We start from the raw sequence: 23,322 nt of genomic DNA, 5'->3' as shown, positions 1-23,322 counted from the left end.
TCGTGTACTGCGTTCAGGTCGTCCGGATTCGTGATCGTTTCCATCGACGCTCGGTTCAGCGTCCCGTCCGGATTCACCGCTACCTTGCCGGAGGTATCCGGAACCTGCTTTACACATACGATTGCTTTCATAGTCCTGTTCTCCTCCTTTTCTTACTTGCCGAGAATGTTGCCGGAGATTACGACGCGCTGGATCTCGCTCGTACCCTCGTAAATTTCGGTAATCTTGGCGTCGCGCATCATGCGCTCGACCGGATAATCCTTGGTGTAGCCATAGCCGCCGTGGATCTGGACCGCCTTGGTGGTGATCTTCATTGCCGCTTCCGAGGCGAACAGCTTGGCGGTCGCCGCCTCCAGCGTGAAGCGCGCGCCCGACGCTTTGACCGCAGCCGCCTTATAGGTGAGGAGACGGGCGGCTTCGATGGCGACGTGCATATCGGCGAAAACAAACTGGGTGTTCTGGAACTTGGCGATCGGGCGTCCGAACTGCTCGCGCGTCTTGGCAAACTTGATGGATTCCTCCATGGCCCCCTCCGCAATGCCGAGCGCCTGTGCGGCGATGCCGATGCGGCCGCCGTCCAGCGTCTGCATGGCGATCTTAAAGCCCTTGCCCTCTGCGCCGAGCAGGTTTTCCTTGGGGACGATGCAGTCGGTGAACACGATCTCCGCCGTGGGCGAGCCGTGCAGGCCGAGCTTTTCCTCATGCTTGCCGACAGAGAAGCCCGGGAACGAGCTTTCCACAATAAAAGCGGAAATGCCCTTGGTACCCTTGCTCCGGTCGGTCATGGCGAAAACGACGAATACATCCGCAACATAGCCGTTGGTGATAAAGATTTTGGAGCCGTTGAGTACATAGTGATCCCCCTGCAGCTCGGCAACGCAGGTCCCCTTGGCGGCGTCCGAACCGGCGTCCGGCTCGGTCAATGCGAACGCGCCGACCTTGTGGCCCTTGGTCAGCATGCGGAGATATTTCTGTTTTTGCTCCTCGGTGCCGTTCGCCATAATCGGGCCGCAGCACAGACCGTTGTGGGTGGCCAGGATATCGCCGGTCGAAGCGCACTGCTTGGACAGCTCTTCAATCGCGATGGCGGAGCAGGTGTCGTCCGCGCCGGCGCCGCCGTACTGTTCGGGGACGATCATACCCATTACGCCGATATCGAAAAGCTTTTCGATGGTGTCGCGCGGATAGGTGCTGGTTTTATCGGTTTCGGCGGCGATGGGCTTTACTTCGTTTTCGGTGAAGTCGCGCATCATCTGGCGAACCAATTGCTGCTCACGGGTCAACTGGAAATCCATGTTCAAGTCTCCTTCTGGTTTGATGTATATTGCCATGCCGGCGGAGCGCCGGCGTTCAGCCTGTGTCTATACCGACCAGCAGGGCAAGGGACGCTCTCCGGCCGGCACGGGGAAACGGGAGAGGCTTGTCTGCGCGTTCGGGCAAGTGGGAAATAAATTGGTTATGGGTGAGATAGTATAATATTTTGGTTATATTATTGTTATTTCTTGCTTGCAAAAACCAATATACCATACCAGATATGCTACGTCAATCAGCAAAATGACCGGAATAAAACAATAAAAGAACCATAATATATGCAAAATTGGTTGAAGATTCTGTTGGGCTAATAAGCAGTTGTGAAAATGACGAAAAAGCAAAAGAAAATATAGAGATAATCACCAATCCATACGGGAAGAGGCCAGTTATGCGCGCTTGACAGGACAGACAAAGATTGCTATAATAATAACAATCGAGTGGCTGCAAAGTGTAAATCCGGATCGGGTTTACACTTTTTTTGCGCGGCGCGATCAAAACACGGGTTATGGCAGCTTTCCCCAAAAGTCTCCCTTGGAAAAAAGGAGGAACCATGAAAACAACAGAAAATGTGAGTAACAAAATGGGGAGCGTTCCGATGAACCGCCTGGTGTTCACGATGGGGGTGCCGATGATCCTGTCCATGGTGCTGCAGGCCTTTTATAACATCGTGGACAGCTACTTTGTAAGCTGCATGACCGATCCGGCGGTGCCGAACCTGGGCGATTATGCGGTCAATGCGCTGACGCTGGCGTTTCCGATCCAAATGCTGATCGTGGCGATCGGCGTCGGCACCGGCGTCGGCACCAATGCGCTGCTCTCCCGCAACCTGGGCGAGGGGAACCGCGAGAAAAGCAGCCGCATATCCGGCAACTCCATATTCCTGAGCTGCTGTACCTACGCGGTGTTCCTGCTGTTCGGACTGTTCGGCGTGGGAATCTATATCCGCTCGCAGACGTCTGACGCGCTGGTGATAGAACTGGCAAGCAGCTATCTGCGCATCTGCTCGGTGCTGTCGTTCGGCTGCGTGGTCTACATGATTTATGAAAAGCTGCTGCAGGCGACCGGCTGCACCATGCTGGCCACGGTTGCGCAGGTGTCCGGCGTGGTCGTCAATATCATTCTCGACCCGATCATGATTTTCGGATGGTTCGGCTGTCCGACCATGGGGGTGGATGGCGCCGCATATGCGACGGTCATCGGGCAGTTCACCTCGCTCCTGCTGGGCTTTCTTTTCCACACCGCGGCAAACCGGAAGTACTTTGATACCAGCCTGCGGTATCTGGCGCCGCAGCGTTCCATCATTCAGGAGATCTATCAAATCGGCATTCCGGCCATCATCATGCAGGCGTTGATGTCTTTTATGACCTATGGCGTGAATATTGTCCTGGGGTCGCTTTCGACCGCCGCGGTGACCGCCTATGGGATTTATTATAAGATCCAGCAGTTTGTCTTTTTTGCGGCGTTTGGTATGAACAACGCGATGATCCCGATCATCAGCTACAACTTCGGCCGGCGGGACAAAACAAGGGTGGACAGTGGGATACGGTACGGCATGCTGTATACGCTGGTGATCCTGGGGGCGGGCGCTGTCGCGCTGCAGGTGTTCGCGCATCAGCTGATCGGGATTTTTGCGGTATCCGAGGAGGCACGGCAGCTTTGTATTTATGCCATCCGCATCATCACGCCCGGCTATCTGTTTGCGGGGGCGAACATTGCGTTCCAGGGGATATTCCAGGCGTTTGGCTGCGGCGTACAGTCGCTTGTGCTGTCGCTCATCCGCCTGATCGTGGTCGCGCTTCCGCTTGCGTGGCTGTTCACCCGCCTGCCGAACGCGGAGCTGCTGGTATGGTCTGCATTCCCAATCGCCGAGGGTGCGGGGCTGGTCTGCGCATTGGTGCTGATGCGGCGGATCGGCCGGCGGGTCGCGGTGTTTCTGGCCGGCGGCGCGGAGCAAGCCGCCGCGGCAGAATAAACGGCCGACGGCACGCGCGTATGGCTTTCGCGCCCTAAGCTATACTAAAAACGGAAGCGCCGCTTTCTGTTAAAGATAGCGGTGTTTTCAGCGGTTTGGGGCGCGTCGATGGTGCATTTCGTCATGAGTGCGGGCATTAACTCTACCGTGCTTGCGCAACGGGCAATCACGGACGCGGAAAGCATTACTTTTTGGTGATGCCATCCACTTTGCGATGGTATTTATTTTCGCCAATGCGATCGGCGCGGTTACTCTGCTAATGGGAATGCTGATGTTCGTAGCTTGCGGCGTCACAGAATGCAAAACAAAGGATTTTATCAAGGAGGCAGAGCCGCCTTACCTGCTGCTGGCCGGATGTCTGCCTGCTTTGACCTTTATTCCGATTTTCTCGACCGGTTCGGTAAATCTGATTTATTGACCGCATTACGTTACCCGTTACAGCTTTCTCCATATTGGCAAAGCGGCTGTATCAATTGATACGGCCGCTTTGCTTTTTTCTGTCTGAAGGAACTGCAAGGTGCAAGGTCGGTTTTCAGAATAGCAATATTTTCCTAAGAAATAATATGATATATTGACGAAAATCATTAAATGAATTTTACCATAAAAATAAATATTTTATATTAATATCACAAAGATTGCTGAAATAAACCGTCAAAATATATGAAAAAATATTTAAAATGCAAAATGGATTGACATAAAATGAAGAGAGTGCTATATTTTGTTTATCAGGAAACAAAATGAGGTACTAGCATGAATAATTTTTACCAGGAAACAGAAGCGATTATAGTTCGCCTCTTTAACTGCTATACCAATTTGCAGCGCTCTAAACATGAATACTGCCCTGGGGTGGAGCTGTATCCGTCCGAGATTCATGCGATAGAATGCATTGCGACGACCCGGGCGCTCAACCTGACGGAGCTTTCTAATCAGCTGGGATTGACGAAAGGTGCTGTGTCCAAAAGCGTTGGTAAGCTTGAGAAAATTGGACTACTGCGCCGCTACAAATATGTAAGTAATCAAAAAGAAGTATATTTTCATCTGACAGAGCTTGGAGTACAGGCGTATGAAGGGCATAAGCGCTATCATGAAGCGATGGATCGCGTGATGGAACAGTATGGGGAAGCTGTATCAAAAGAAAAGGGGGAGGAAATATTGCACTTTCTGCAGCTTTATCTGGAACAGATGCAAACATTGGGATGAAAAAGTGTATTTGATTTTTTAAGGGAGGTTTTTTCATGGATGTTGTTCTTTCGTCAGCGTCCCACCATGCGATGCTGTTTGCCTATTTGGCAAAGCAGACGATTGACGCGTTTGGAGAGGCGGGCAAGGCTGCGGTAACGGCGGGTGTAAGGCATTATGGTGAGCAGCGGGGACGCCGCATGGCGTTGCGCACTCAGGCGGACGGGAATCCGCTCGATGTAGAAAACTATCTGGTTTACGGCGAATGGGAGGCTTTCCCAGGGCAAATGGATCTTCGGTTCCCACAATATGCACCGGAGGTACATATGGAAAACCATTGCTGCCCGTGGTATACCGAATGGAGTAAGCGTGGACTGCTGGAGTACGGAAGCTATTACTGCAAGGATGTAGACGCAGCGCTGGCACGCGGTTATAACGGAATGGAACTGAAGCTGCTGGCGAACCGGACACTGGGGGATGAGTTCTGCGATTTTATTTTTGACGGTTGCGGTGTGCCGGTAGAACGGATGGAGGCGTTTGCAGAAAAACGGAACAAAATTGGCGGAAAAGCAAAAATGCCGTGGGAATATCATGTAGGCCATCTGTATAGCGCGATGCGGCAGGCGATTGTCTCCACATTTGGCAAAGACGGAGAAAATGCCGTTGCGCTGGCAATGGAAGACTACAAAAAGGAATACGGCAAGGCAGCGCATGACTTGGTGCTCGAGTATGCGGATATTGATTATGACGCGATGCCTGCTTATGAGGGTATCGGAGACTGAGGAGTGTTTTTATGCTGCATGGTTTTGGGCGTATTATAGAGACTGATGTCGTTGCGGTCGGCGGTTCTGGTGCGGGCATCACAGCTGCAGTTTATGCTGCGCGTGCTGGCGCGCGAGTTGCCTTGGTTTCCAAGGGAAAAATTGGAGCGAGCGGCAATGCGATCATGGCCGGAGGCGGCTTCGGTGTGGATGGCGAGAGCGGCAAAAACCTGCTGCACCTGGATTTTGCTGACCCCTCTTTTACGAAGGAACGACTGTTCGACTGTATTGTGAAAGAATCATTTTATCTGGCAGATCAAAATATGGTGCGGCAGTATGTCGACGACGGGCCGATCGTGATAAAAGATTATCTGGGATGGGCCGAACGAGCGGGACAGGACTTCTTCTGCTGTCCACCGGCCAACTGGATTGCCTCCGGACTGAGCTTTACCAAAGCATTGGTACAAGGGTTGAAAGAAACCGCAGGCATTCAGACGTTTGAAGACATGATGATCGTTGAAGTGCTGACGAATGAAAAAACGGTCTGCGGGGCAGTTGGTATAGACATATATACTGGCGAGGCGGTTCTGTTCCGCACAAAGGCTGTCGTAATCGGAACCGGCGGCTATATGCCGTTTTCGATGAACAACACCGTGACTGATATGACTGGGGATGGACCGGCAATGGCGTACAGGGCCGGCGCCCGGCTGACGGACATGGAATTTATCCTTTCGTTCCCGACTGCGGTGGTACCGCAGGAGATGAGAGGCTCGATCTATCCTTATGTGTTTGAGTATAACATGCGCAATCTCAAATACACGATCAGGGACAAAAACGGCGATCCGCTGCCTATACCGGAGGAGGTCGTTAAGTTGTCTCGTGGAGGAAAGCTGAGTAAACTGGTCACCTCCTATTATTTCGGTTATGCGGCGGATCAAGGATTGGCGGGGCCGAATGGGGGATTCTTCTACGACTATTCCGCCAACAGCCGTGAAGAGAAAGAGGCAGGGCTCAAGATTTTCTATGACCGGTTTGACCGGTGGCACAAGCACGGGTATTACAAGGGTGAGAGCCTGGCAGAGGTTGAACGAATGCTGTTTGCAGACGAACCGATTGAGGTCGGTATTGGCGCAGAATACTGCATGGGCGGCGTTGAAATTGACGACCAGATGCAGACAGGCGTAGATGGTCTGTACGTCGCGGGAGAAGCAGGCAGCGGTGTGTTCGGAGCCTGCCGTGTAGGGGATGGCCTTGTGGAGATGATGTGCCAAGGAATGCGCGCAGGCCAGAATGCTGCGGCATATGCGGAGCAAAGCAATCTCCAGGCGCTGGATGAAGCACAGTCAGCACAATGCTTGAACAAAATATTTGGTATTTTTGAACATCGGGGCGGAATGAACGCCTTGACGCTCTATGAGGAAATACAGAAAGCATGTGATGAGGGTTTCGGGCTGATTCGCAGTGAGGAGAGACTGCAAAAGGCACTGTGGCACATAGAAGAACTGGAGGAAGCGTGGAAAAACGTAACGCTGGTCAGCCAGAGCAGAGCGTATAATCTGGAATGGCTCGGCGCATTACAGACACAGAATCTGCTGACCTGTTGTAAGGCAGGTATTCTGGCAGCAATCGAGCGTAAGGAAAGCCGTGGATGTCACATTCGCAAGGATTATCCGCAGGTGGATCATGATAATTATCTGATAAAATATGTTCACCATGACGAGGCTGGCGAAATGAAAACCGAGACACGCAGGCCGATTGCGGATTGCATGCCGCTGCCGACGGGAAAGCGGGAAAATGTGATTAAATATTTCCTGGATCCCGCCCTGAAATATAAACGATGAGAAGGGAGCGTATCGAATGAAAGTATTGATCGACCGATATGATCCGGATACAGGGCTGCAGCGGACGGATACCTTTGAAATCGAGAATTCGGCCTGTGAGGGTATGACGGTAATGGGGCTGCTTAACTATATTTCGCTTCATTGCGATGCGACCTTGGCGTATTACCACCACAGCGTATGCGATCATGGGATTTGCGGGCGGTGTACATTGTCGGTAAATGGTAAGGTGCGGCTCGCCTGTCTTACGCCGGTAACCGGATATCAGGAACTCCATTTGGCACCAGCTGCAGGGCGTGTCGTAATACGGGATTTGGTGACAAAATAGATCATTTCACAAAAAGATTAAGTGGGCATTAAAGGAGGAAAGTAGCATGGCAAACCAGACACCGCAGAAAAACGTAGATGACTTTCAACTTCCCAAAGGCGGACTGATTAAAAAGCTGTTGTATATCATGGCGTTTGTTGGACCGGCTTCTATGATTTGCTCTACTTCGATGGGGCCTGGCACAGCAACATCCTGTATTCAGGCAGGCTCCTTGTTTGGCTATGACTTGTTGTGGGTGGTTGTTTTAAGCGGTATCATGTGTGGCGGCGTGGCTTATATCGGCGCAAAAGTAACAGCGATCTCCGGACAGAATGTGTTCGACTTTATCCGGGGGAAAATCGGCAAGGTAGCCTCTACCATTCTGTTCATCGTTGTGCTGTGTACGTGGTATATGGTTATTTACAGCCAGGGTTCCACGATGCGCCATCTGAATGATATCATGTTTGGCGAGCAAGCGGCATCAATTGCATATGTGGTAACTATCCTGATTATCGCGTATTTGTATGTGGCCAGCTCGAACAACCGTATTATAAAAATCGCATCGGTCATGTGTACCCTGATGGCAATTATCTTTTTCATCAATGTGTTTTTCGTCCGTCCGGATGCGGGACAGCTTGCGACCGGTATTATCCCCAAGCTGCCGTCCGGTGTAGAGCAGGCAGTTATTATCGCGGGTATAATCGGCGGTTCTGCGCCCGGCACCTCGGCGCTCTGGTATTCGTACTCGGTAAAAAATCAGAAATGGGATAAGCCTTCAGCGTTGGGATTCATCAAATACGATCAGATCGTTTTTGCAACCATGTTCACGATCTTCAGCCTTGGTATCTTCCTCTCCGGTGCAGCAGTGCTGCATCCTGCGGGGATTCAGGTGGCTTCTGCTCTTGACGCAGCGAAAGCGATCGAACCGCTGGCAGGCTCCTTTGGTACTTATATTTTTGTTGCCGGCTTCTGGGGCGCGGTCTTTACTACAATCGGCGGTATGAGCACATTGGCGTCATACTGCATTAACTCATTGTGTCATATCAGTGAGGATAACTCTGATATCAAGGTCCGCCGGCTAATTTTGATCGGTATTGTTATCAGCCTGATCGGCGGCCTTTCGGGCGGCAATGCTATGAACCTGTTGGTCAATGTAATGGGCCTGCTGAATGTGGGCGGATTGGTGATCATCTGCATTCTGACATTCTTCACAAGCAGTAAAAAGTTTGCAGGCGAATATAAGAACAAATGGTATACTACGCTGATGGGTATTATCATTCTGGCTTTTAATGTATATTCTGCCTGGACGTATGTCGCGCGTTTCCTGTAATAATGTGTTTTGGGGATATCCTCATAGGACCCTCCTGTGAGGATATCCTTATCTGGAACAAAGAGAGGAAGATGAGGTTTGGAATTAGAAAAGCGGGTAGCAATTGTAACAGGGGCCAGCTCCGGCATTGGTGCGGTAATAGCCCGATTTTACCTGAACGAGGGTGCGTTCGTATATGGATGTGGTCTGGAGACGTGTGCGGACATCACAGATGAGAATTTTGCCTACCAGAAAGCGAATATTTGTGACGAGGCACAGGCCGCTGCAGTGGTAAAGGGTTGTCAGGAGAAATTTGGTCATGTCGATATTCTGGTTAATTGTGCAGGTGTGACGGGGATTGGTACAATCGATAATACATCGGTCGAAGAATTTCGACGTCAGTTTGAGATCAATGTATTCGGTGTATACACCATGACAAAAGCGGCGATCGACGCGATACGCGGCTCAGAGCATGCGGTAATTATCAATATTGTCTCCGAACTGGGTGTGAAATGTATCCCGGAACGGGTTGCATATTGCCCATCCAAAGCGGCGGTGGAGATGCTGACCCGCTGCTTGGCAGTTGACTGTGGACCGAGGGTGCGCGTCAATGGTATTCTGCCCGGCCTGACGGAGACGCCGATGACAAAAATGCGTTATGAAAATGCTCCCGATCCAGAGGCGGAAAGGCAAAAAACACGTAATCGCTATATCCTGAAGCGGATGTGTACGCCGGAGGACGTGGCGAACGGCGCGGTATTCCTTGCCTCTGACCGTGCTTCGTTCATTACGGGTGATATGCTGGCAGTTTGCGGCGGCGGACAGTTTATAACTACCCAGTAAACAGGAGAAAAGGTATGAGTATTTTGGAAGAGGCTGGACGGCATCAGGAACGTCTGATTCGCCTGCGGCGTGATATCCACCGGCATCCGGAATTGAGTTGGAAAGAAACCCGTACACAGGGCGTCATCTGCCGAGAGCTGGATGAACTGGGAATTCCTTATGAAAAGGTGTGCGGTACGGGTGTGATCGCAGTGCTGCGGGGCGAGCGGTCTGGTCCAGTGGTAGGGCTTCGTGCGGATATGGACGCGCTGCCAATTACGGAAAAGGGAAAGGCAGAGTATTCGTCTGAAAATCAGGGTGTCATGCATGCCTGCGGACACGATTGCCATGTTGCCATGCTCTTGGTGGCTGCACGGATTTTGAAAGCGCACGAAAACGAGCTGTGCGGCACGATCAAGTTAATTTTTCAGCCGGCAGAGGAGGTAATAGAAGGAGCTCATGCGATGTATACGTTGCCCCAGCTTGCTGATGTCGAGCAGATTTTTGGGGCTCATGTATGGATCGACCTTCCGGTCGGCATGATCTCGGCGGAGGTTGGTCCCCGCATGGCGAGCGCGGACAACATTTACCTGACGGTGGAAGGAAAAAGCGCACATGGTGCGCAGCCGCACCAGTCAGCCGATGCGATCGTAGCTGCCTGTGCAATTGTAAATGCCTTGCAGACCGTTGTGAGCCGTACCGTGGATCCGCTTGAGCCTATTGTTGTAACGATTGGAACGATCGCCGGTGGAACCTCCTCGAATATTATCGCCAACGAAGTCAAGCTTTCGGGAACGGTAAGATCGTTCCAACCAGCGGTGCGCGACGCAGTGGAGCGGAGGCTGGAGCAAATTGCATGTACGACCGCACAGGCGTATGGAACCACCTGCCGCTTTGAATACCGCCGCTGTACTCCTGCAACGATCAATGAAGCGGCATCGACCGAGATCGCGCGCAAAGCAGTCAAAACATTGTTCGGCGACAGTGCGCTTGCACATTTGAAAGAAACCACAGGTGGAGAGGATTTCGCATGGTTCCTGGAGCGAATACCGGGATGTTATGTATTCGTTGGCGCACGCAATGAGGAAACAGGAAAATGTTGGCCCCATCATCATGAATGCTTTGATGTCGACGAACGGGCCTTAGTCAACGGCGCAGCCGTTCTGGCACAGGTCGGCTTGGATGCAGGTATGGAAAGGAGTGTGCAGAAATGAGTGATAAGATCAACTTTGCGGCTGCGTTCAATAAAAGCAAAGAAGAGCTTTTGTCGATGGATGAAACCGAATTTCGCGCCCGATTCCGAGAGCGCTGCCATCATACCATGGAGATACAGGTGTATGCGGCTGCATATCGGGGACGGACGCTGTCGGCGGATCAACCAAAAACCGCGCGACTGTTTATGGAAGTCTGGCGGGAAAGAGGGTTGCCTGAAACTCTGCCGGAGTATGTATTTGCATCCAAACTGTTATCGTTTGCTGAGGAATTGATACAAGGAGGAAACATTGATTTGACGCCTTACGCGCCTGTTCCCATATCCGAGGAGGCACGGCAAGGATTCGAGCGTGTGCTGTATGAGCGTCGTTCGGTACGAGAATGGAGCAAGGAAAGAGTGCCGGACGAGTTGATTAAGAAGGTGTTGAAAGCAGGGTTGTGGGCGGCGCATGCATGCAACTTGCAGTCAATACGGTATCTTGTGATTCGCGAGGAGAGCTGCCCGGGCCTGTTCCGTGGAAGCGATATCCCCGGGGGACCGGTACATATTGTGCTTTTACAGGATATGCGCGTGTACCGTGCCAATCCGGTTATGCCAGAGAGCAACCAGCTTTTGGATGCCGGGGCCGCCGGACAGAATCTTGTGCTTGCCGCACATGCTTATGGATTGGGCGGATGTTGGCTGACGTTCACAAGTGAGCAGATGAAACAGCGTATCCGGGAACATGCGGCATTGCCGGAGGAGATTCGAATGACAACCTATGTGGATGTGGGATTCCCAGATCAAACGCCCTATCCGCCGCAAAGGATATCGGTAGAGGAAGCAGTTTTCCGCTGGGAATGAGCATATTGGAGGAAAACGCTATGGAGCGTAAGCTTTACGACAATTGCCTGGCGATATTAAAAAGCGAGTTGATGGTCGCACTGGGTTGCACCGAACCAATTGCAATCGCCTATGCTGCAGCGCAGGCACGTGAAACACTGGGGAGTGAGCCGGCAGAATGCGCTGTGCGTTGCAGCGGAAATATTGTCAAAAATGTGATGGGTGTAACGGTTCCGAATTCAGGGGGGATGCGTGGAATAGACGTAGCAGCTGTACTGGGTCTAGTAGGCGGAGATGCATCGCGTGAATTGCAGGTGCTGGAATCCGTGCGGCCAGAGCATATTGAAAAGACAAAAGCTTTGTTGCGGGCGGGTTTTTGCACCTGTACACTGGCCGAAGGGGTAGAAAATCTATATGTTGAAGTTCGGTTGACTGATGCAGAGGGACATTGGGCGTCGGTCGAAGTAAAGGACCGGCATAATCATATCACGCAAATCTGCAAAGACGGCGACATCTTATTTTCTGATGGAGCACTTCAACAGGATAACGAGTCGGCTGGAGATAAATCGCTTCTTACGGTAAAAAATATTCTGGAGTTTGCGGATACTGTACAGTTTGCGGATATCGAGAAAATAATTGGAAGACAGGTGGAGTGCAACACCGCAATTTCTCAAGAGGGGCTAAAAGGAAATTATGGAGCGCAGACTGGCCGTGTGCTGCTGGAGACCGGAAGCGCAGACCTACACACAAGAGCGAAAGCGGCCGCAGCAGCAGGTAGCGATGCGCGCATGAGTGGATGTCCTTTGCCAGTAGTGATTAACTCTGGGAGTGGAAACCAAGGTATTACGATTACTATGCCGCTGGTGGAATATGCCAAAGCCTATAACATTGGCAAGGATCGCTTGTACCGCTCTCTGGCGGCAGCCAATTTGATTGCAATCCATCAGAAAAAGTATATTGGAAGTCTATCCGCCTATTGTGGGGCGGTTAGTGCAGCCTGTGGAGCAGGGGCTGGGATTGCTTATATGCTTGGCGGGTCCTATGAACTGGTATCATGGACGATCACGAATACGATTGCAACGATTGGGGGCATGGTGTGTGACGGTGCGAAATCCTCCTGCGCGACAAAAATCGCCTCTGCGGTAGAGTGTGCGTTGCTTGGCCTTGACATGGCGAAAAAGGGTCATGTGTTTCAACCAGGGGAAGGTATTGTGAAAGATACGGTTGAGAAAACAATAGAAAGCATGGGCCGTGTAGGACGCATAGGTATGCACGAAACCGATATTGAAATACTCCATATTATGATGGGTAAATAATTACAACGGATACATATGGAAAAGACCGGATGCTTGCATTTCCGGTCTTTTCCATGTGCAAGGGCGCTGCGATAAACGGCAACTTGATGGATTAAGTAAGGTAAAAACCGCTCCTGTTCGGTATTAGTACGAGCAAACCGTAGTATTAGGGGATAAAAGCAGTGCTGCCGGTTGTATCCGGCGGCACTATTTTTTAGATAAGCGAAAACACTTGACACTAAAGCAGCTTTATCCTTTATGATTACGTTATTAGAAAGAGGCTTCACACAATCAAGGCGCTTGTGCTTGCAAATGGAGTGAAAGTTGATGAAGAGAATATCCCTGCTTTTGGCCGCCACAACGATGCTGTGGGGCAGCATTTATGTCTGCAATAAAATGCTGCTTGATACGGTTCCGGGCTTTACCTTGCTTTGCCTGAGGTATTGCATCGCAGCGGTGGTAATGCTTTCGTTTTTAGCAATCCAAAAGAAAAAAGGATATGGCAAAATCAAACCCATAGAAGCGAAAGACAGAAAATATGTGGTGCTGTTCGGGCTGGGGGCGTATGTGATTTCGGTCAGCCTGCAGCAGTTCAGCAAAAAGTTGTGCGGCGCGGCGATTTCCTCACTGATCAACTGCATGAACCCGATTTTTATTTGTTTCTTTGCTGTTTTGCTGCTTCATGAGCAGATGACAGCGAAGAAAATCATCTGCATCGTGTGCGCGGCGGTCGGTGCCGCCTGTATTGTTGGGGGTGATTTGACAGGAGGAGCCCATATCACAGGAATGGTTCTATCCATGGGTTCCGCCCTCTCGTGGGGTATTGTCAGCGTATGCGCAAGATCGTTGACAAAAAAATATGACGCGCTCACAATCACAACTTACGGGATTTGCATTGCCGTTATTGCAACGCTTCCCCTGATGATATGGGAACGGTACCATTCGGCTGGGGGCTCGTTCTTGCAGCCGAAATACATAATACTGATCCTTACTTATGGAGTTCACAGTCCGGCGAAGATGATTTTATAGAATCATGGCAATTCTGAAAGTTTTAGGGATTTGCTAAGTACAGCCGTTTAATCTTCATCTCACGCGGTGCAACATAAATGAATCGGTTTGAGTACAAGCATTTTTTTCACCCCACATTTGTGATTTTTTGTTTATATCTGATGATTTAAACCAAATCCACACGATATGTTAGATACCCCGAATTTTTTGTTGTTAGTATGCGAGATATCAAAAACAATTTTAATATAATTATTGGCAAGTGGTCAATTATCGCGGATAACTGGTCCGGTGTTAGCCTTGTGTTTGGGTTTCCCACCAATGTGAAGAGCTTGCCACAGTCCTTTCATATCATGCGGATCTACCAGTTGAGGTAGTCCCATGCCTTTTGATGGCGATGCTTTCATAATGGAATGGGGACTAGCGCCTATACTTTTCTCACTTCCGTCATTTCCCTATTCCAACCGTATTGCCTGCGCCTTGAGTATCAGTTCGTCCAGGTAGTCCGCTGTCAAACTATCTAGGGTGCTGTTTTTCATAATGTCCGCTGAAAAAGAGTCGGACATGAGAATGACACCCCATTCTATGGGATTACCTGCTATCCCGCGATGTACTGCTTCTTTGGTTTCATCAAGTTCCGGCTTTAAGATTATCTCCACATCAAGTTTCTTTGCAAAGACGCGAGCAGCTTTCGTCATGTAGTTATTGGTGAAGACTACTAGGGGCCGCATCCCTCGTTCCGATGGAATGCAGTGTCCGCAGAAAACTCTTGGACTGACACCTTGCCGAGGGACTTGTTGTAATACTTGCATTGGATGTAAAAGCGGTGCATCTTTTTTCCTGTCTTTGTACTCCGCAACAATATCTATGCCACAGTCATTCTTTCTCGTCCGCTGGACAGTGAAGCCGTATTTTAGATACACACTTGCATATCAGCGAACAATATTGTACAATATTATTACAAAAAAAGAGACATTTCACAACTGTTTCAATACCAATATAAGATTGGAATGATCATTCGTGGCAAACTTCAAATATATGAAATTGGCGTCCTGGCTGAAAAGCCGCCTGCAGGATGGGACGTTCTCTGTGGGGCAGAAAATTCCGACCGAAGCTGAGCTGGCCGAACAATTTGACCTGAGCCGCCATACTGTTCGGCAGGCGATCCTCTCGCTCGAGGAAGCGGGCTATCTGCACCGCATACAAGGGAGCGGAACCTATGTAACCGAGCAGGTAAAGGAGATTTTGCCCGCGCCCGCTGCGCCGCAGTCCCCCCACCTGATCGGCCTTGTTTTGAGCAGTTGCCAAAGCTATATTTTCCCCGAAATCGCCCAGGGCGCATCGAACTATTTGGCATCGGAAGGATATCTTCTGAATGTGATGTTTAGTGGGAATGATTTTCGCAACGAGCAGCAGGTTATCGAGAACCTGCTTGCGGCCCGTCCTGCAGGTATATTGATTGAGCCTGTCAACCCGGGAATTTTATCTTATAATGATGTGCTGTATGATAAGATGATTCGTCAGGTTCCCACAATTTTCCTGCACAAGGAGCATTCGGATTACTGTCCGGCGCTTTCGCTTCATGACAGAGAAGGCGCTCGGATGCTGACGGAATATCTTTTGGATATGGGTCACACCCAAATCGGAACAATTTTCGCGTTTAACGAGCAAACCGGCCAATCGCGTTATATGGGCATGTTGGAAGCTTTGTATGGCCGGCAGATTTCCCATTCTGAGGATTTGGATATTTGGGTGCATCGCAACAAGGTTTCCGACCTGTTCCAACCGTCAGGGTGTCTCCCGCTTATGCGTATGCTGGATCAGGCGACGGTCGTCTTCTGTCATGACGACCGCATCGCATATACGCTGATCACTTATCTGCGTTCCAATGGAATCCGTGTGCCGCAGGATGTTTCGGTCGTCGGCTATGACGACGGCCTGTACTCAACCCTGGATATGCAGATTACGACAGTGACCCATCCAAAGGTGCAGTATGGGATTAAAGCGGCGCAGGCAATACTGGAATTGATTCAATCGCCGGATACATTTGATATTCAAAACTATGAGATACTGCCCGAATTGGTTGTTCGCCAAACGGTTGCGCCTTTGCAGCAGACACCCGAAACGACGGAATAAAAAAACTTGCATAAAAAGGATATATGCGCCTAAACAGGCGCATATATCCTTTTTGTTTCTTCAGAAAAAGCAGCCCCTGGAGCATGCGCCGAATAGCAACGCTCCAGGGGCTTGCTGCTGAAAATGTGTAGGGATTACTGAAGCGCGGAAGCTTCATTTTTGTATTTAATAAAAGTGGCGGTTCCGTTCAGAACGAAGTATGCAACGGTCAGGATGAATGCCACCGTCTTAAACAGCGCGATTGTCATGCTGCCAAAGAAAGCCATAAAGGATACGACGACAATGGCGGCTAAAATGACATAAGAGATGTAGGATAATACGGTTGCGGTGCCGGCGTTTTTGATAACGCGGTTTGCATTTTCGCGCAGTTGCTCCTCCATGTCATGATCCACCAGTTCTTTCAGCTCTTTCTGGAACTGCGCCTCTTCAGCTTCTTCCTTGCTGTAATCGCCGCGCGCGCCCATAAGGCCTGCCAGAATAATATAACAAACTGCGGAAATGATGTACTGCGGGATAAAGATGAAGTTGCGGTGCAGCGCGCCGGTCTGCAGCATTACAAGCACGAAGATCACGCCGATCGCCCAGCTGATGATCGCGGCCCAGTTGACGCTTTTTTCCTGATACATAGACCAAAAACGGGTATAGCCGATTTTGGGGAAGAGGAAATGCTCAACAATGCAGATCGCACCGATGCCGACGACTGCCCAGCCCAAAATCTGTACGATGTTGCCGATATTCGTCATCGCCGGGAAGCAGGCAAGGATCGTCATGACCGCACCAATCATATAAGTGACCTGTTTGCGGGTGAATTTGGGGAACAGGACATTCAGGGAAAGTGCGGAGCGGTAAATGGTCGGGTTGGCCGTTGTCCAGCCTGCAACGATAACGGCACAGATACCAGTCAGGCCGAATACCGTGTTCGTCACGGCGCCGGGGTCGAGTGTGGTCAGCGATACGCGAAGCAGGGCGGCTGCGGCGGCGCCCATGATCGCTACCATGACCCAAGCGAAAAAGTGTCCGACAAACATACCGATCGCAGAAATATAACCATATTTATAGTTTTTCGCAAAACGGAACAGGCCCATATCGTTGCAGCCCATGTGCCATGCCAGATTGCAGAGCCACGCAAAGCAGATCACATGGAACAGGCCGATCGGCTCCGCATTCGGATTGCCGCTGCCGCTCCCGACGTTGCTGTTGAAAATATTCCATATATCGCTGAAGGAATTGATTTCTACACCGGTAGCTGCAGCAAGCTGGGGCAGGGCGACCAATGCGCCGATAAAGAAAATAATGATCATCCACGGCACGCAGGTGGAAGAAAACTTCGCACATGCGTCAAAGCCGTTTGCGGCTACAATCGTGACGATAGCGCCCAGGACGATTACGATCGCCACGAAAGCGATGCTGGTTGGGTACCATTCGCGCTGGATTTCAACACCGGCTACCTCGCGGATGGCGGTTGCGGAAACGCAGATGCCTGAGCCGGCCAGCGCGATACTGCACAAGCCCCAGACAAGGCTGTAAAATTTCTGCGCGAAAGGTCCGAGTATCTTTTTCAAATAACTGTATAGCGTCAGTCGGGTATCGGTCGCGAGCGTTGCACAGCAAAAGGTGAAAGACAGCATGGCAAGCAGATTGCCGATAACCAGACCCAGCAGGATTGTTTTGGCGGAGCAGCCCCAACTGACAAGCGTTGCGCCGAATACAAATTCTGTTGCCGCGATATGTTCGCCGCCATATAGGCCAAGAAAGTTTCCCACACCGGAAAGATTCTTTTCCGATACCGGCCGATCAATTTCAGGAACCGCAGATGCCTGTAAATTTCTCATATTCTCCTCCTCTTTTCCCGAAAGGCATATGCCCGTTTTATTTCATCCTCCGTAGAATCCCTTCAAATATATCAGTGGCATTACTTATTCCATTACCTTGCCGCCGGCAACCAGGATACCGTTGCCGTTAATATAGGCGGAGCGGTCGTCGCAGAGGAATGCAACCAGTTCGCCGACCTCTTCCGGTTCGGCCAGGCGGCCCATCGGGATGGTGCCTTCCATCTCGGCATAATACTCCTCTACCGTCTTACCCTCAGCGGCGCCGCGCTGGATAAAGGAGTTCCGGAGCAGGGGCGTGTTGATATGGCCGGGGCATACGGCTACTGCAGTGACGCCGTACTTGCTCAGCTCCATTGCCATAACGTGTGTCATCATAAGTACCGCGGCTTTGGACATGCAATAGAAGCCGTTGGTCGATTCTTCCTTGAGCGCGGAAATGGAGGAGGTGCTGATGATACGGCCTTCACCGCGCTCCTTCATATGCTTGGCAAGCTCGGATGCGACGATGTACGCCCCCTTGATATTCACCTGATAAATCTTGTCCAGCACGTCGTCCTCGCAGTCGATCAGCAGGCTCGAACGGCAGATGCCGGCATTATTGAACAGACAATTGATCTTGCCGAACGCCTGGATGCCTGCCTGGACCGCAGCTGCGACCTGGGAACGGTCGGCAGTGTTTGCCTGTACTGCAATCGCTTCGCCGCCAGCAGCCTTGATTTCTTCTGCACAGCTTTCCGCGCCTGCCAAGTCCATGTCGACAGCGATGATCTTTGCGCCATAGCCTGCGCAGACCTTGGCCGCAGCGCGGCCGATGCCGCCGGCGGCGCCCGTTACAAACAAAACCTTATCCGCTAATCTCATAATAATTCTCCTTTTCCTTTTTTACAATGCGATATTGCTATCATGAGCAGTGTATTTTAAGCTTTTCCGGCCTTGGAGGCTTTAACGTATTCGGAATCCTCGTTAAGCTGCACGATTTCGCAGCAGATACCATCTGGATCACGGGAATATACCCAGCGCCAGACCAATTCGCCGTCACGGATGCAGTCATTGATATCGGAGTGGAAGACAACGCCTTCTGCTTTCAGCTTCCGGTAAATCTCTTCAATATCATCCACATTGACAGCGATATGCGCGGAGCCGGCAATCGACGGATTGCCATGGTAGGCGACTTTTGTTTCAGGAACAAGGTATTGAAGAAATTCGATCTGCAGGCCGGCAAGATCGACCATAGCAACCTTAAGTTTGCCATAAGGGTCTTTGAGCATATCTCCCATAACATACCGCCCGAGTTCCGGCCCCTCGTCAACTGTTTCTGTCAGAAGCTTGCCGCCTAACAGATCGCAGTAGAAGTGCAGGCTTTTGTCCATGTCCATAACCGTATAGCTCATGTGTCCGATTCCTGTGACTTTTGCCATATCATTTCCTCCCTAATGTTTCACGCCCCTTTTGACCGGCCGATCAAAAGGCTGCCAAAAACTGCATCACCGGTGAAACGCCATGCTATGCAGAAAACAAATTATAAAAAGGTTTTAATTTGCTTTTTTGATTGTTCGTTGTTTTTGAGACTTATCATGGAATCGATTCTTTGATATGTCTATATTATATGCATAAATAAAAGATGGAAACAAGACAAAAATGTACTTGTTCTTGTAATTCTATGAATTGAAATATTTTTGGAAAAGGTTTTTGTTGTAAAAATACATACAATTATAAAAACGACACAAAAAATTTATATGGTTTTTGTAATAGGCGACAACAAATAAAATGCAAACAGAAAAACACTGATTTTATAAAAGAAAATTAGAATACTTTAGTGCATTAATTAAAAGAGAAGCAAGGAATTTCGTTAAAATATCAAAACTTATGAAGAATGTAAGAATTCGAGAAAGCGCTTTCATTTCAAATTGTATATAAAAATTATGAAAATTCATGTGTAAATAACATATAAACAATACAAATTATTTGTATATATCGCAGAAAAGATACAATTTTTCAAAAAATATATTGATTTTTGAAAAGCGATATGTATAATTTTAAGCAGAAAAACAAGTACAAAAAAGAACGCGGGGACTGGGAAAATGCATACCGAAATGGAACCGGACTTGGCGGGTAATAGTACTGGAGTAAAAATGTTAGGTGAAAACAAGATGCTTCCTGCAAACGAATCATCTTGTTTTACATACAAGTGAAATTCAAAACGGTCGGAAAGATGTATTAGTATGAAAGGAGTAAAAAAACCATGAAAGCAAACATCGCATTTATGCACGGACCGAAGGACCTGCGCATTGAGAACGTAGAGGTGCCGGAACTGAAGCCGAACCAGATTCTGGTCAAAACCAAGGCTTGCGGTATCTGTGGCTCGGACGTACACTGCTACCTCGGCGAGTCAGCAGAGGGGCGCTATGATATCGCACCTTATACCCCGGGCCACGAGGTTGGCGGCCAGGTCGTCGCCATCGGTTCGGGCGTCACCACATTCAAGGAGGGCGACAAGGTAACGGCGGAGTGCGTGCTGGCCTGCGGCCACTGCGCCAACTGCAAGGAGGGCCTGATGCCGTCCGCGTGCCTGAACTTCCGTGAGCTGGGCTTCCGTCCGGATTCCCCCGGCGGCATGGGCGAATACTTCGTCATCGAAGAGGAATACGCATATAAGATTCCGGATGACTGGTCCTATGACTGGGGCGCGTGGGTCGAGACGTTCTCGATCGGCTATTTCGGCATCTGGGGCAACGGCGGCTATATTGACGCATCGGATTATGCGCTGATCATGGGCGCGGGTCCGGTCGGTCTGTCGGCGGCGATGGTCGCCAAGACCTCGGGCGCGAAGGTGGTTGTCTCCGATGTTAATGCGGTACGCCGCGAGCGCGCGCTCAAGTTCGGCGCGGACGTCGTACTCAACCCGCTGGACGAGGACTACTACGAGCAGATCAAAGCGGCAACCGATGGCCACGGTCCGTCTGTAATCGCGGAGGCGTCGGGCAGCAACGCGGCGCTGGCAGCGATCTTTGACGTAGCAGGCCATAGCTGCCGCGTGAATCTGATCGGCCACTCGATCGGCCGCAAGGTGCCGGTGGAGATCGGCAAGACGATCTGGAGCACCCTGAAGATCAAGGGCTCGGGCGGCACCAAGAACTGGATGCAGCGCACGATCCGCTTCATGAATGCGATCAAGGATCGGTATAACTTCGACGAGCTGACCACCCACCACATCCCGTTTATGGAGCTGGACAAGGGCATGGATCTCGCGATCAATCATCCGGAGGAAGCCTTTAAGGTTATGCTCACCTTTGAGGACTGAGCTGGAATAGGGTAACGCATATCACGAATAAAGGGGTTTGGAACCATGGACAAGAAACTACTTTTTCAACCCATTCAGATCGGTAAGCTAAAGCTGAAAAACCGTATGGTGTTCCCACCGATGAACACCAACTATTCCAATGAGAATGGCGCGCCGATGGAGTTGATGATGGACTACTACGCGCGGCGCGCCAAGGGCGGCGCGGGCCTTGTGGTCGTGGAGTCCACAACAATCGACCCGACCTCACGCAACCACGGGGCGCAGTCCCAGTTTTCGGATACCTCGTATATCCCGCTGTATTCCAAGCTGGTGGACAAGGTACACCGATACGGCGCAAAGGTTGCCATCGAGCTGACCCACTTCGGTGCGGACGGTACGGTCAGCTCGGGCGGGCTGGAGCCTGCGCCGTCCAACGTAACTTCTCGCGGCGCGCAGTATGCGGTCCGCGAGATGACGATCGATGACATCCACGCCATGCAGAAGCAGTATGTACAAGCGGTAGTCAACGCGAAGAGCGCGGGCTTTGACGCGGTCACCTTCCATGCAGCGCACGGCAACATCATGCCGGAGTTTTTCTCCACATTATATAATAAACGCACGGACTGGTACGGCGGCAGTCTGGAAAACCGCGCGCGTTTCGCCCGCGAAATCGTGGAGCAGACCCGCGCTGCGGTCGGTCCGAACTTCCCGCTCATCATGCGTATCTCTGGTGATGAATACATCGAAGGTGGCCGGACAATAGAAGAAACCGTGGAGATCTGCCGCATCATGGAAAAGGCAGGCATTGACTGCTTTGATGTATCAGGCGGCATTCAGGCCAGCTACATCTTCTCTATCGCTCCCTACAATCTGCCTGGTCTGCATGGATTCATGATGCCGAGTGCAAAGGCAATCAAGGAAGCGGTCAGTGTGCCGGTAATCGGTGTCGGCGGCGTGCGTGATCCCGAATTGGCAGAGAAATTCCTGGAAGAAGGATATGCCGATCTGATTGCTTTGGGGCGTTCGTTCATCGCGGATCCGGATTTCGGCATTAAAGCCATGGCAGGCCGAAACAAAGATATCCGTCCCTGCCTGACCTGTGGCAACTGCTTCTCTGAAATCTGCTGCGACCGCATCCTGACCTGCACGGTCAATCCGGAAACCGGCCGCGAGGATGATTTCAAGGGAATAGAAAAAGCAGAAGTAAAAAAGAATGTGCTGGTCGTCGGCGGCGGCGCGGCCGGTCTGGAAGCGGCGCGTGTGTTGGCGCTGCGTGGCCACAGCGTAACGCTGATCGAGAAGAACGATGCGCTTGGCGGTTCGATGGCGGCGGCCGGTATCCCGCCCCATAAAGGGAAGATCACGGAACTTGTCGCATGGTATGAAAAGACCCTGACCGATCTGGGTGTGGAGATCAAGAAAAATTGTCCCTATGTGCCGGGCATGGAAGCCGGTTATGACGCGCTGTTCTCTGCGGTTGGCGCTGAGTATCTTCGTGTGATACCGGGCAGTAACAGGGAGTGCGTAATCACCGCCGTGGATGCGCTGAACCATCCGGAAAAGGTTGGCGAAAAGGTTGTCATCATCGGCGGCGGCGCAACCGGCTGCGAAAGTGCAGAATTTTTCGGCGCACAGGAATACCAGCTGCAGGTACATCGTCTGAAGAACTTTGACGGCGATCTGGATATCACGGTAACGCACGACGCAGATTGCCATAACAAAGATGTAACCATCGTTGAGATGATGCCCGAACTGGGTATCGGAATGAACGAATTTGAAAAGCGTATCCTGTTTGCCACGCTGGAAAAGAACGGCGTTAAAACAATGGTCAACACCAAGGTGTGGAATATTGAAGATGGTGTTGTACGCGTTATCGACAAGAATGCAGGCAACGTCGTGGAACTGCCAGCGGATACAGTAATTCTGGCCGGTGGGCTACGTTCCAATGGCATTGACACGGAGGATACATCGGTTCCGGTATATTCCATCGGTGACGCCGACCATCCCGGACGGATTATTAACGCATTATTCCAGGCATACTGCGTGACCAGAGAGTTTTAACTGCTTGTGAAATCAAATTCGAGGAAAAGCGGTGTTGTTCTGTTTTGTGTCGGATATTCGACATAGATGAGCATCCACGCACCTCAGATATGGCTTCTGCGATGTATCTCCGAAGAAGCGCCTGTACGAGCACGGAGATGGTATGGGCGATTTCCTGTCGAATTTCCGCGCGCAGGTTG

Annotated in this window: 20 protein-coding genes and 1 pseudogene; 15 read left to right on the top strand and 6 right to left on the bottom strand. The window is 50.8% G+C overall.

Features of this window, described 5'->3' with window-relative positions; genetic code table 11:
* A pseudogene (locus ACYQ3S_RS13495) lies at positions 1-131 on the bottom strand (electron transfer flavoprotein subunit beta); the annotation flags it as partial.
* Positions 132-152: 21 nt separating this feature from the next.
* Positions 153-1,295 carry an acyl-CoA dehydrogenase gene (locus ACYQ3S_RS13490; protein ID WP_107631636.1) on the bottom strand — a complete coding sequence of 381 codons (1,143 nt, stop codon included), beginning with the start codon at positions 1,293-1,295 and terminating at the stop codon, positions 153-155.
* A 566-nt stretch (positions 1,296-1,861) separates the two neighbouring features.
* Here ACYQ3S_RS13490 and ACYQ3S_RS13485 point away from each other — a divergent pair.
* The 12 genes from ACYQ3S_RS13485 to ACYQ3S_RS13430 all read left to right on the top strand — a co-directional run bounded on the left by ACYQ3S_RS13485 (position 1,862) and on the right by ACYQ3S_RS13430 (position 13,858).
* A complete protein-coding gene (locus ACYQ3S_RS13485; RefSeq protein WP_459689794.1) occupies positions 1,862-3,283 on the top strand; it encodes an MATE family efflux transporter in 1,422 nt (473 codons plus the stop codon).
* A 214-nt stretch (positions 3,284-3,497) separates the two neighbouring features.
* Positions 3,498-3,701, top strand: coding sequence for a hypothetical protein (locus tag ACYQ3S_RS13480; protein ID WP_459689793.1), 204 nt, complete (start codon positions 3,498-3,500; stop codon positions 3,699-3,701).
* A gap of 332 nt (positions 3,702-4,033) precedes the next feature.
* Complete coding sequence (locus ACYQ3S_RS13475) at positions 4,034-4,483, top strand: MarR family transcriptional regulator (RefSeq protein ID WP_459689792.1); 450 nt, start codon at positions 4,034-4,036, stop codon at positions 4,481-4,483.
* A gap of 35 nt (positions 4,484-4,518) precedes the next feature.
* Positions 4,519-5,244, top strand: coding sequence for an L-2-amino-thiazoline-4-carboxylic acid hydrolase (locus tag ACYQ3S_RS13470; RefSeq protein WP_459689790.1), 726 nt, complete (start codon positions 4,519-4,521; stop codon positions 5,242-5,244).
* 11 nt (positions 5,245-5,255) lie between these two features.
* Positions 5,256-7,064, top strand: a complete 1,809-nt coding sequence (locus ACYQ3S_RS13465; protein ID WP_459689788.1) for an FAD-binding protein — start codon at positions 5,256-5,258, stop codon at positions 7,062-7,064.
* A gap of 16 nt (positions 7,065-7,080) precedes the next feature.
* Positions 7,081-7,389, top strand: a complete 309-nt coding sequence (locus ACYQ3S_RS13460; RefSeq protein ID WP_459689787.1) for a 2Fe-2S iron-sulfur cluster-binding protein — start codon at positions 7,081-7,083, stop codon at positions 7,387-7,389.
* 46 nt (positions 7,390-7,435) lie between these two features.
* The gene (locus tag ACYQ3S_RS13455; RefSeq protein WP_459689785.1) at positions 7,436-8,698 is read left to right on the top strand and encodes an Nramp family divalent metal transporter; all 1,263 of its coding nucleotides are present in this window, start codon (positions 7,436-7,438) and stop codon (positions 8,696-8,698) included.
* Between the two features lie 78 nt (positions 8,699-8,776).
* A complete protein-coding gene (locus ACYQ3S_RS13450; protein ID WP_459689783.1) occupies positions 8,777-9,520 on the top strand; it encodes an SDR family NAD(P)-dependent oxidoreductase in 744 nt (247 codons plus the stop codon).
* 14 nt (positions 9,521-9,534) lie between these two features.
* The gene (locus tag ACYQ3S_RS13445; RefSeq protein WP_459689781.1) at positions 9,535-10,713 is read left to right on the top strand and encodes a M20 metallopeptidase family protein; all 1,179 of its coding nucleotides are present in this window, start codon (positions 9,535-9,537) and stop codon (positions 10,711-10,713) included.
* Positions 10,710-11,555: a nitroreductase family protein gene (locus ACYQ3S_RS13440; RefSeq protein ID WP_459689779.1), complete on the top strand. Its 846-nt coding sequence runs from the start codon at positions 10,710-10,712 to the stop codon at positions 11,553-11,555. Before ACYQ3S_RS13445 ends, ACYQ3S_RS13440 begins: the two co-directional genes overlap by 4 nt.
* 20 nt (positions 11,556-11,575) lie before the next feature.
* Positions 11,576-12,850 carry an L-cysteine desulfidase family protein gene (locus ACYQ3S_RS13435; protein WP_459689777.1) on the top strand — a complete coding sequence of 425 codons (1,275 nt, stop codon included), beginning with the start codon at positions 11,576-11,578 and terminating at the stop codon, positions 12,848-12,850.
* Between the two features lie 306 nt (positions 12,851-13,156).
* Positions 13,157-13,858, top strand: a complete 702-nt coding sequence (locus tag ACYQ3S_RS13430; protein ID WP_459689776.1) for a DMT family transporter — start codon at positions 13,157-13,159, stop codon at positions 13,856-13,858.
* Between the two features lie 431 nt (positions 13,859-14,289).
* Here the strand turns inward: ACYQ3S_RS13430 and ACYQ3S_RS13425 are convergent, their stop codons facing one another.
* Entirely contained in the window at positions 14,290-14,757 is a 468-nt protein-coding gene (locus tag ACYQ3S_RS13425) for a hypothetical protein (RefSeq protein ID WP_459689774.1), read from the bottom strand.
* Between the two features lie 97 nt (positions 14,758-14,854).
* Between ACYQ3S_RS13425 and ACYQ3S_RS13420 the strand changes: the two genes are divergently transcribed.
* Complete coding sequence (locus ACYQ3S_RS13420; RefSeq protein WP_459689773.1) at positions 14,855-15,970, top strand: substrate-binding domain-containing protein; 1,116 nt, start codon at positions 14,855-14,857, stop codon at positions 15,968-15,970.
* Positions 15,971-16,104: 134 nt separating this feature from the next.
* On the opposite strand, the gene ACYQ3S_RS13415 is transcribed toward ACYQ3S_RS13420, so the two are convergent.
* From ACYQ3S_RS13415 to ACYQ3S_RS13405, 3 genes are all read right to left on the bottom strand, one after another.
* Positions 16,105-17,802, bottom strand: a complete 1,698-nt coding sequence (locus tag ACYQ3S_RS13415) for a hypothetical protein (protein ID WP_459689771.1) — start codon at positions 17,800-17,802, stop codon at positions 16,105-16,107.
* Between the two features lie 84 nt (positions 17,803-17,886).
* Positions 17,887-18,663 (bottom strand): SDR family NAD(P)-dependent oxidoreductase, encoded by a 777-nt coding sequence (locus tag ACYQ3S_RS13410; RefSeq protein ID WP_459689769.1) that lies wholly within the window; start codon positions 18,661-18,663, stop codon positions 17,887-17,889.
* A gap of 56 nt (positions 18,664-18,719) precedes the next feature.
* The gene (locus tag ACYQ3S_RS13405; protein WP_459689768.1) at positions 18,720-19,220 is read right to left on the bottom strand and encodes a VOC family protein; all 501 of its coding nucleotides are present in this window, start codon (positions 19,218-19,220) and stop codon (positions 18,720-18,722) included.
* A gap of 824 nt (positions 19,221-20,044) precedes the next feature.
* On the opposite strand from ACYQ3S_RS13405, the gene ACYQ3S_RS13400 reads away from it, so the two are divergent.
* Together ACYQ3S_RS13400 and ACYQ3S_RS13395 are read left to right on the top strand one after the other, a co-directional pair.
* Entirely contained in the window at positions 20,045-21,103 is a 1,059-nt protein-coding gene (locus tag ACYQ3S_RS13400) for a zinc-dependent alcohol dehydrogenase (protein ID WP_459689613.1), read from the top strand.
* Between the two features lie 45 nt (positions 21,104-21,148).
* Positions 21,149-23,143: an FAD-dependent oxidoreductase gene (locus ACYQ3S_RS13395; RefSeq protein WP_459689767.1), complete on the top strand. Its 1,995-nt coding sequence runs from the start codon at positions 21,149-21,151 to the stop codon at positions 23,141-23,143.
* The last annotated feature ends 179 nt before the right edge of the window (positions 23,144-23,322 follow it).

This window comes from Agathobaculum sp. TL06, assembly GCF_054658635.1.
Note: the sequence above shows the minus strand (reverse complement) of the source record. Positions and strands in the feature narration are given on the sequence as shown.

What these genes read in the sequence shown, in the direction of transcription:
- ACYQ3S_RS13490 (WP_107631636.1), bottom strand. Translation starts at nt 1,295, where the DNA reads ATGGATTTCCAGTTGACCCGTGAGCAGCAATTGGTTCGCCAGATGATG.
- ACYQ3S_RS13485 (WP_459689794.1), top strand. Translation starts at nt 1,862, where the DNA reads ATGAAAACAACAGAAAATGTGAGTAACAAAATGGGGAGCGTTCCGATG.
- ACYQ3S_RS13480 (WP_459689793.1), top strand. Translation starts at nt 3,498, where the DNA reads ATGGTATTTATTTTCGCCAATGCGATCGGCGCGGTTACTCTGCTAATG.
- ACYQ3S_RS13475 (WP_459689792.1), top strand. Translation starts at nt 4,034, where the DNA reads ATGAATAATTTTTACCAGGAAACAGAAGCGATTATAGTTCGCCTCTTT.
- ACYQ3S_RS13470 (WP_459689790.1), top strand. Translation starts at nt 4,519, where the DNA reads ATGGATGTTGTTCTTTCGTCAGCGTCCCACCATGCGATGCTGTTTGCC.
- ACYQ3S_RS13465 (WP_459689788.1), top strand. Translation starts at nt 5,256, where the DNA reads ATGCTGCATGGTTTTGGGCGTATTATAGAGACTGATGTCGTTGCGGTC.
- ACYQ3S_RS13460 (WP_459689787.1), top strand. Translation starts at nt 7,081, where the DNA reads ATGAAAGTATTGATCGACCGATATGATCCGGATACAGGGCTGCAGCGG.
- ACYQ3S_RS13455 (WP_459689785.1), top strand. Translation starts at nt 7,436, where the DNA reads ATGGCAAACCAGACACCGCAGAAAAACGTAGATGACTTTCAACTTCCC.
- ACYQ3S_RS13445 (WP_459689781.1), top strand. Translation starts at nt 9,535, where the DNA reads ATGAGTATTTTGGAAGAGGCTGGACGGCATCAGGAACGTCTGATTCGC.
- ACYQ3S_RS13440 (WP_459689779.1), top strand. Translation starts at nt 10,710, where the DNA reads ATGAGTGATAAGATCAACTTTGCGGCTGCGTTCAATAAAAGCAAAGAA.
- ACYQ3S_RS13435 (WP_459689777.1), top strand. Translation starts at nt 11,576, where the DNA reads ATGGAGCGTAAGCTTTACGACAATTGCCTGGCGATATTAAAAAGCGAG.
- ACYQ3S_RS13430 (WP_459689776.1), top strand. Translation starts at nt 13,157, where the DNA reads ATGAAGAGAATATCCCTGCTTTTGGCCGCCACAACGATGCTGTGGGGC.
- ACYQ3S_RS13415 (WP_459689771.1), bottom strand. Translation starts at nt 17,802, where the DNA reads ATGAGAAATTTACAGGCATCTGCGGTTCCTGAAATTGATCGGCCGGTA.
- ACYQ3S_RS13410 (WP_459689769.1), bottom strand. Translation starts at nt 18,663, where the DNA reads ATGAGATTAGCGGATAAGGTTTTGTTTGTAACGGGCGCCGCCGGCGGC.
- ACYQ3S_RS13405 (WP_459689768.1), bottom strand. Translation starts at nt 19,220, where the DNA reads ATGGCAAAAGTCACAGGAATCGGACACATGAGCTATACGGTTATGGAC.
- ACYQ3S_RS13400 (WP_459689613.1), top strand. Translation starts at nt 20,045, where the DNA reads ATGAAAGCAAACATCGCATTTATGCACGGACCGAAGGACCTGCGCATT.
- ACYQ3S_RS13395 (WP_459689767.1), top strand. Translation starts at nt 21,149, where the DNA reads ATGGACAAGAAACTACTTTTTCAACCCATTCAGATCGGTAAGCTAAAG.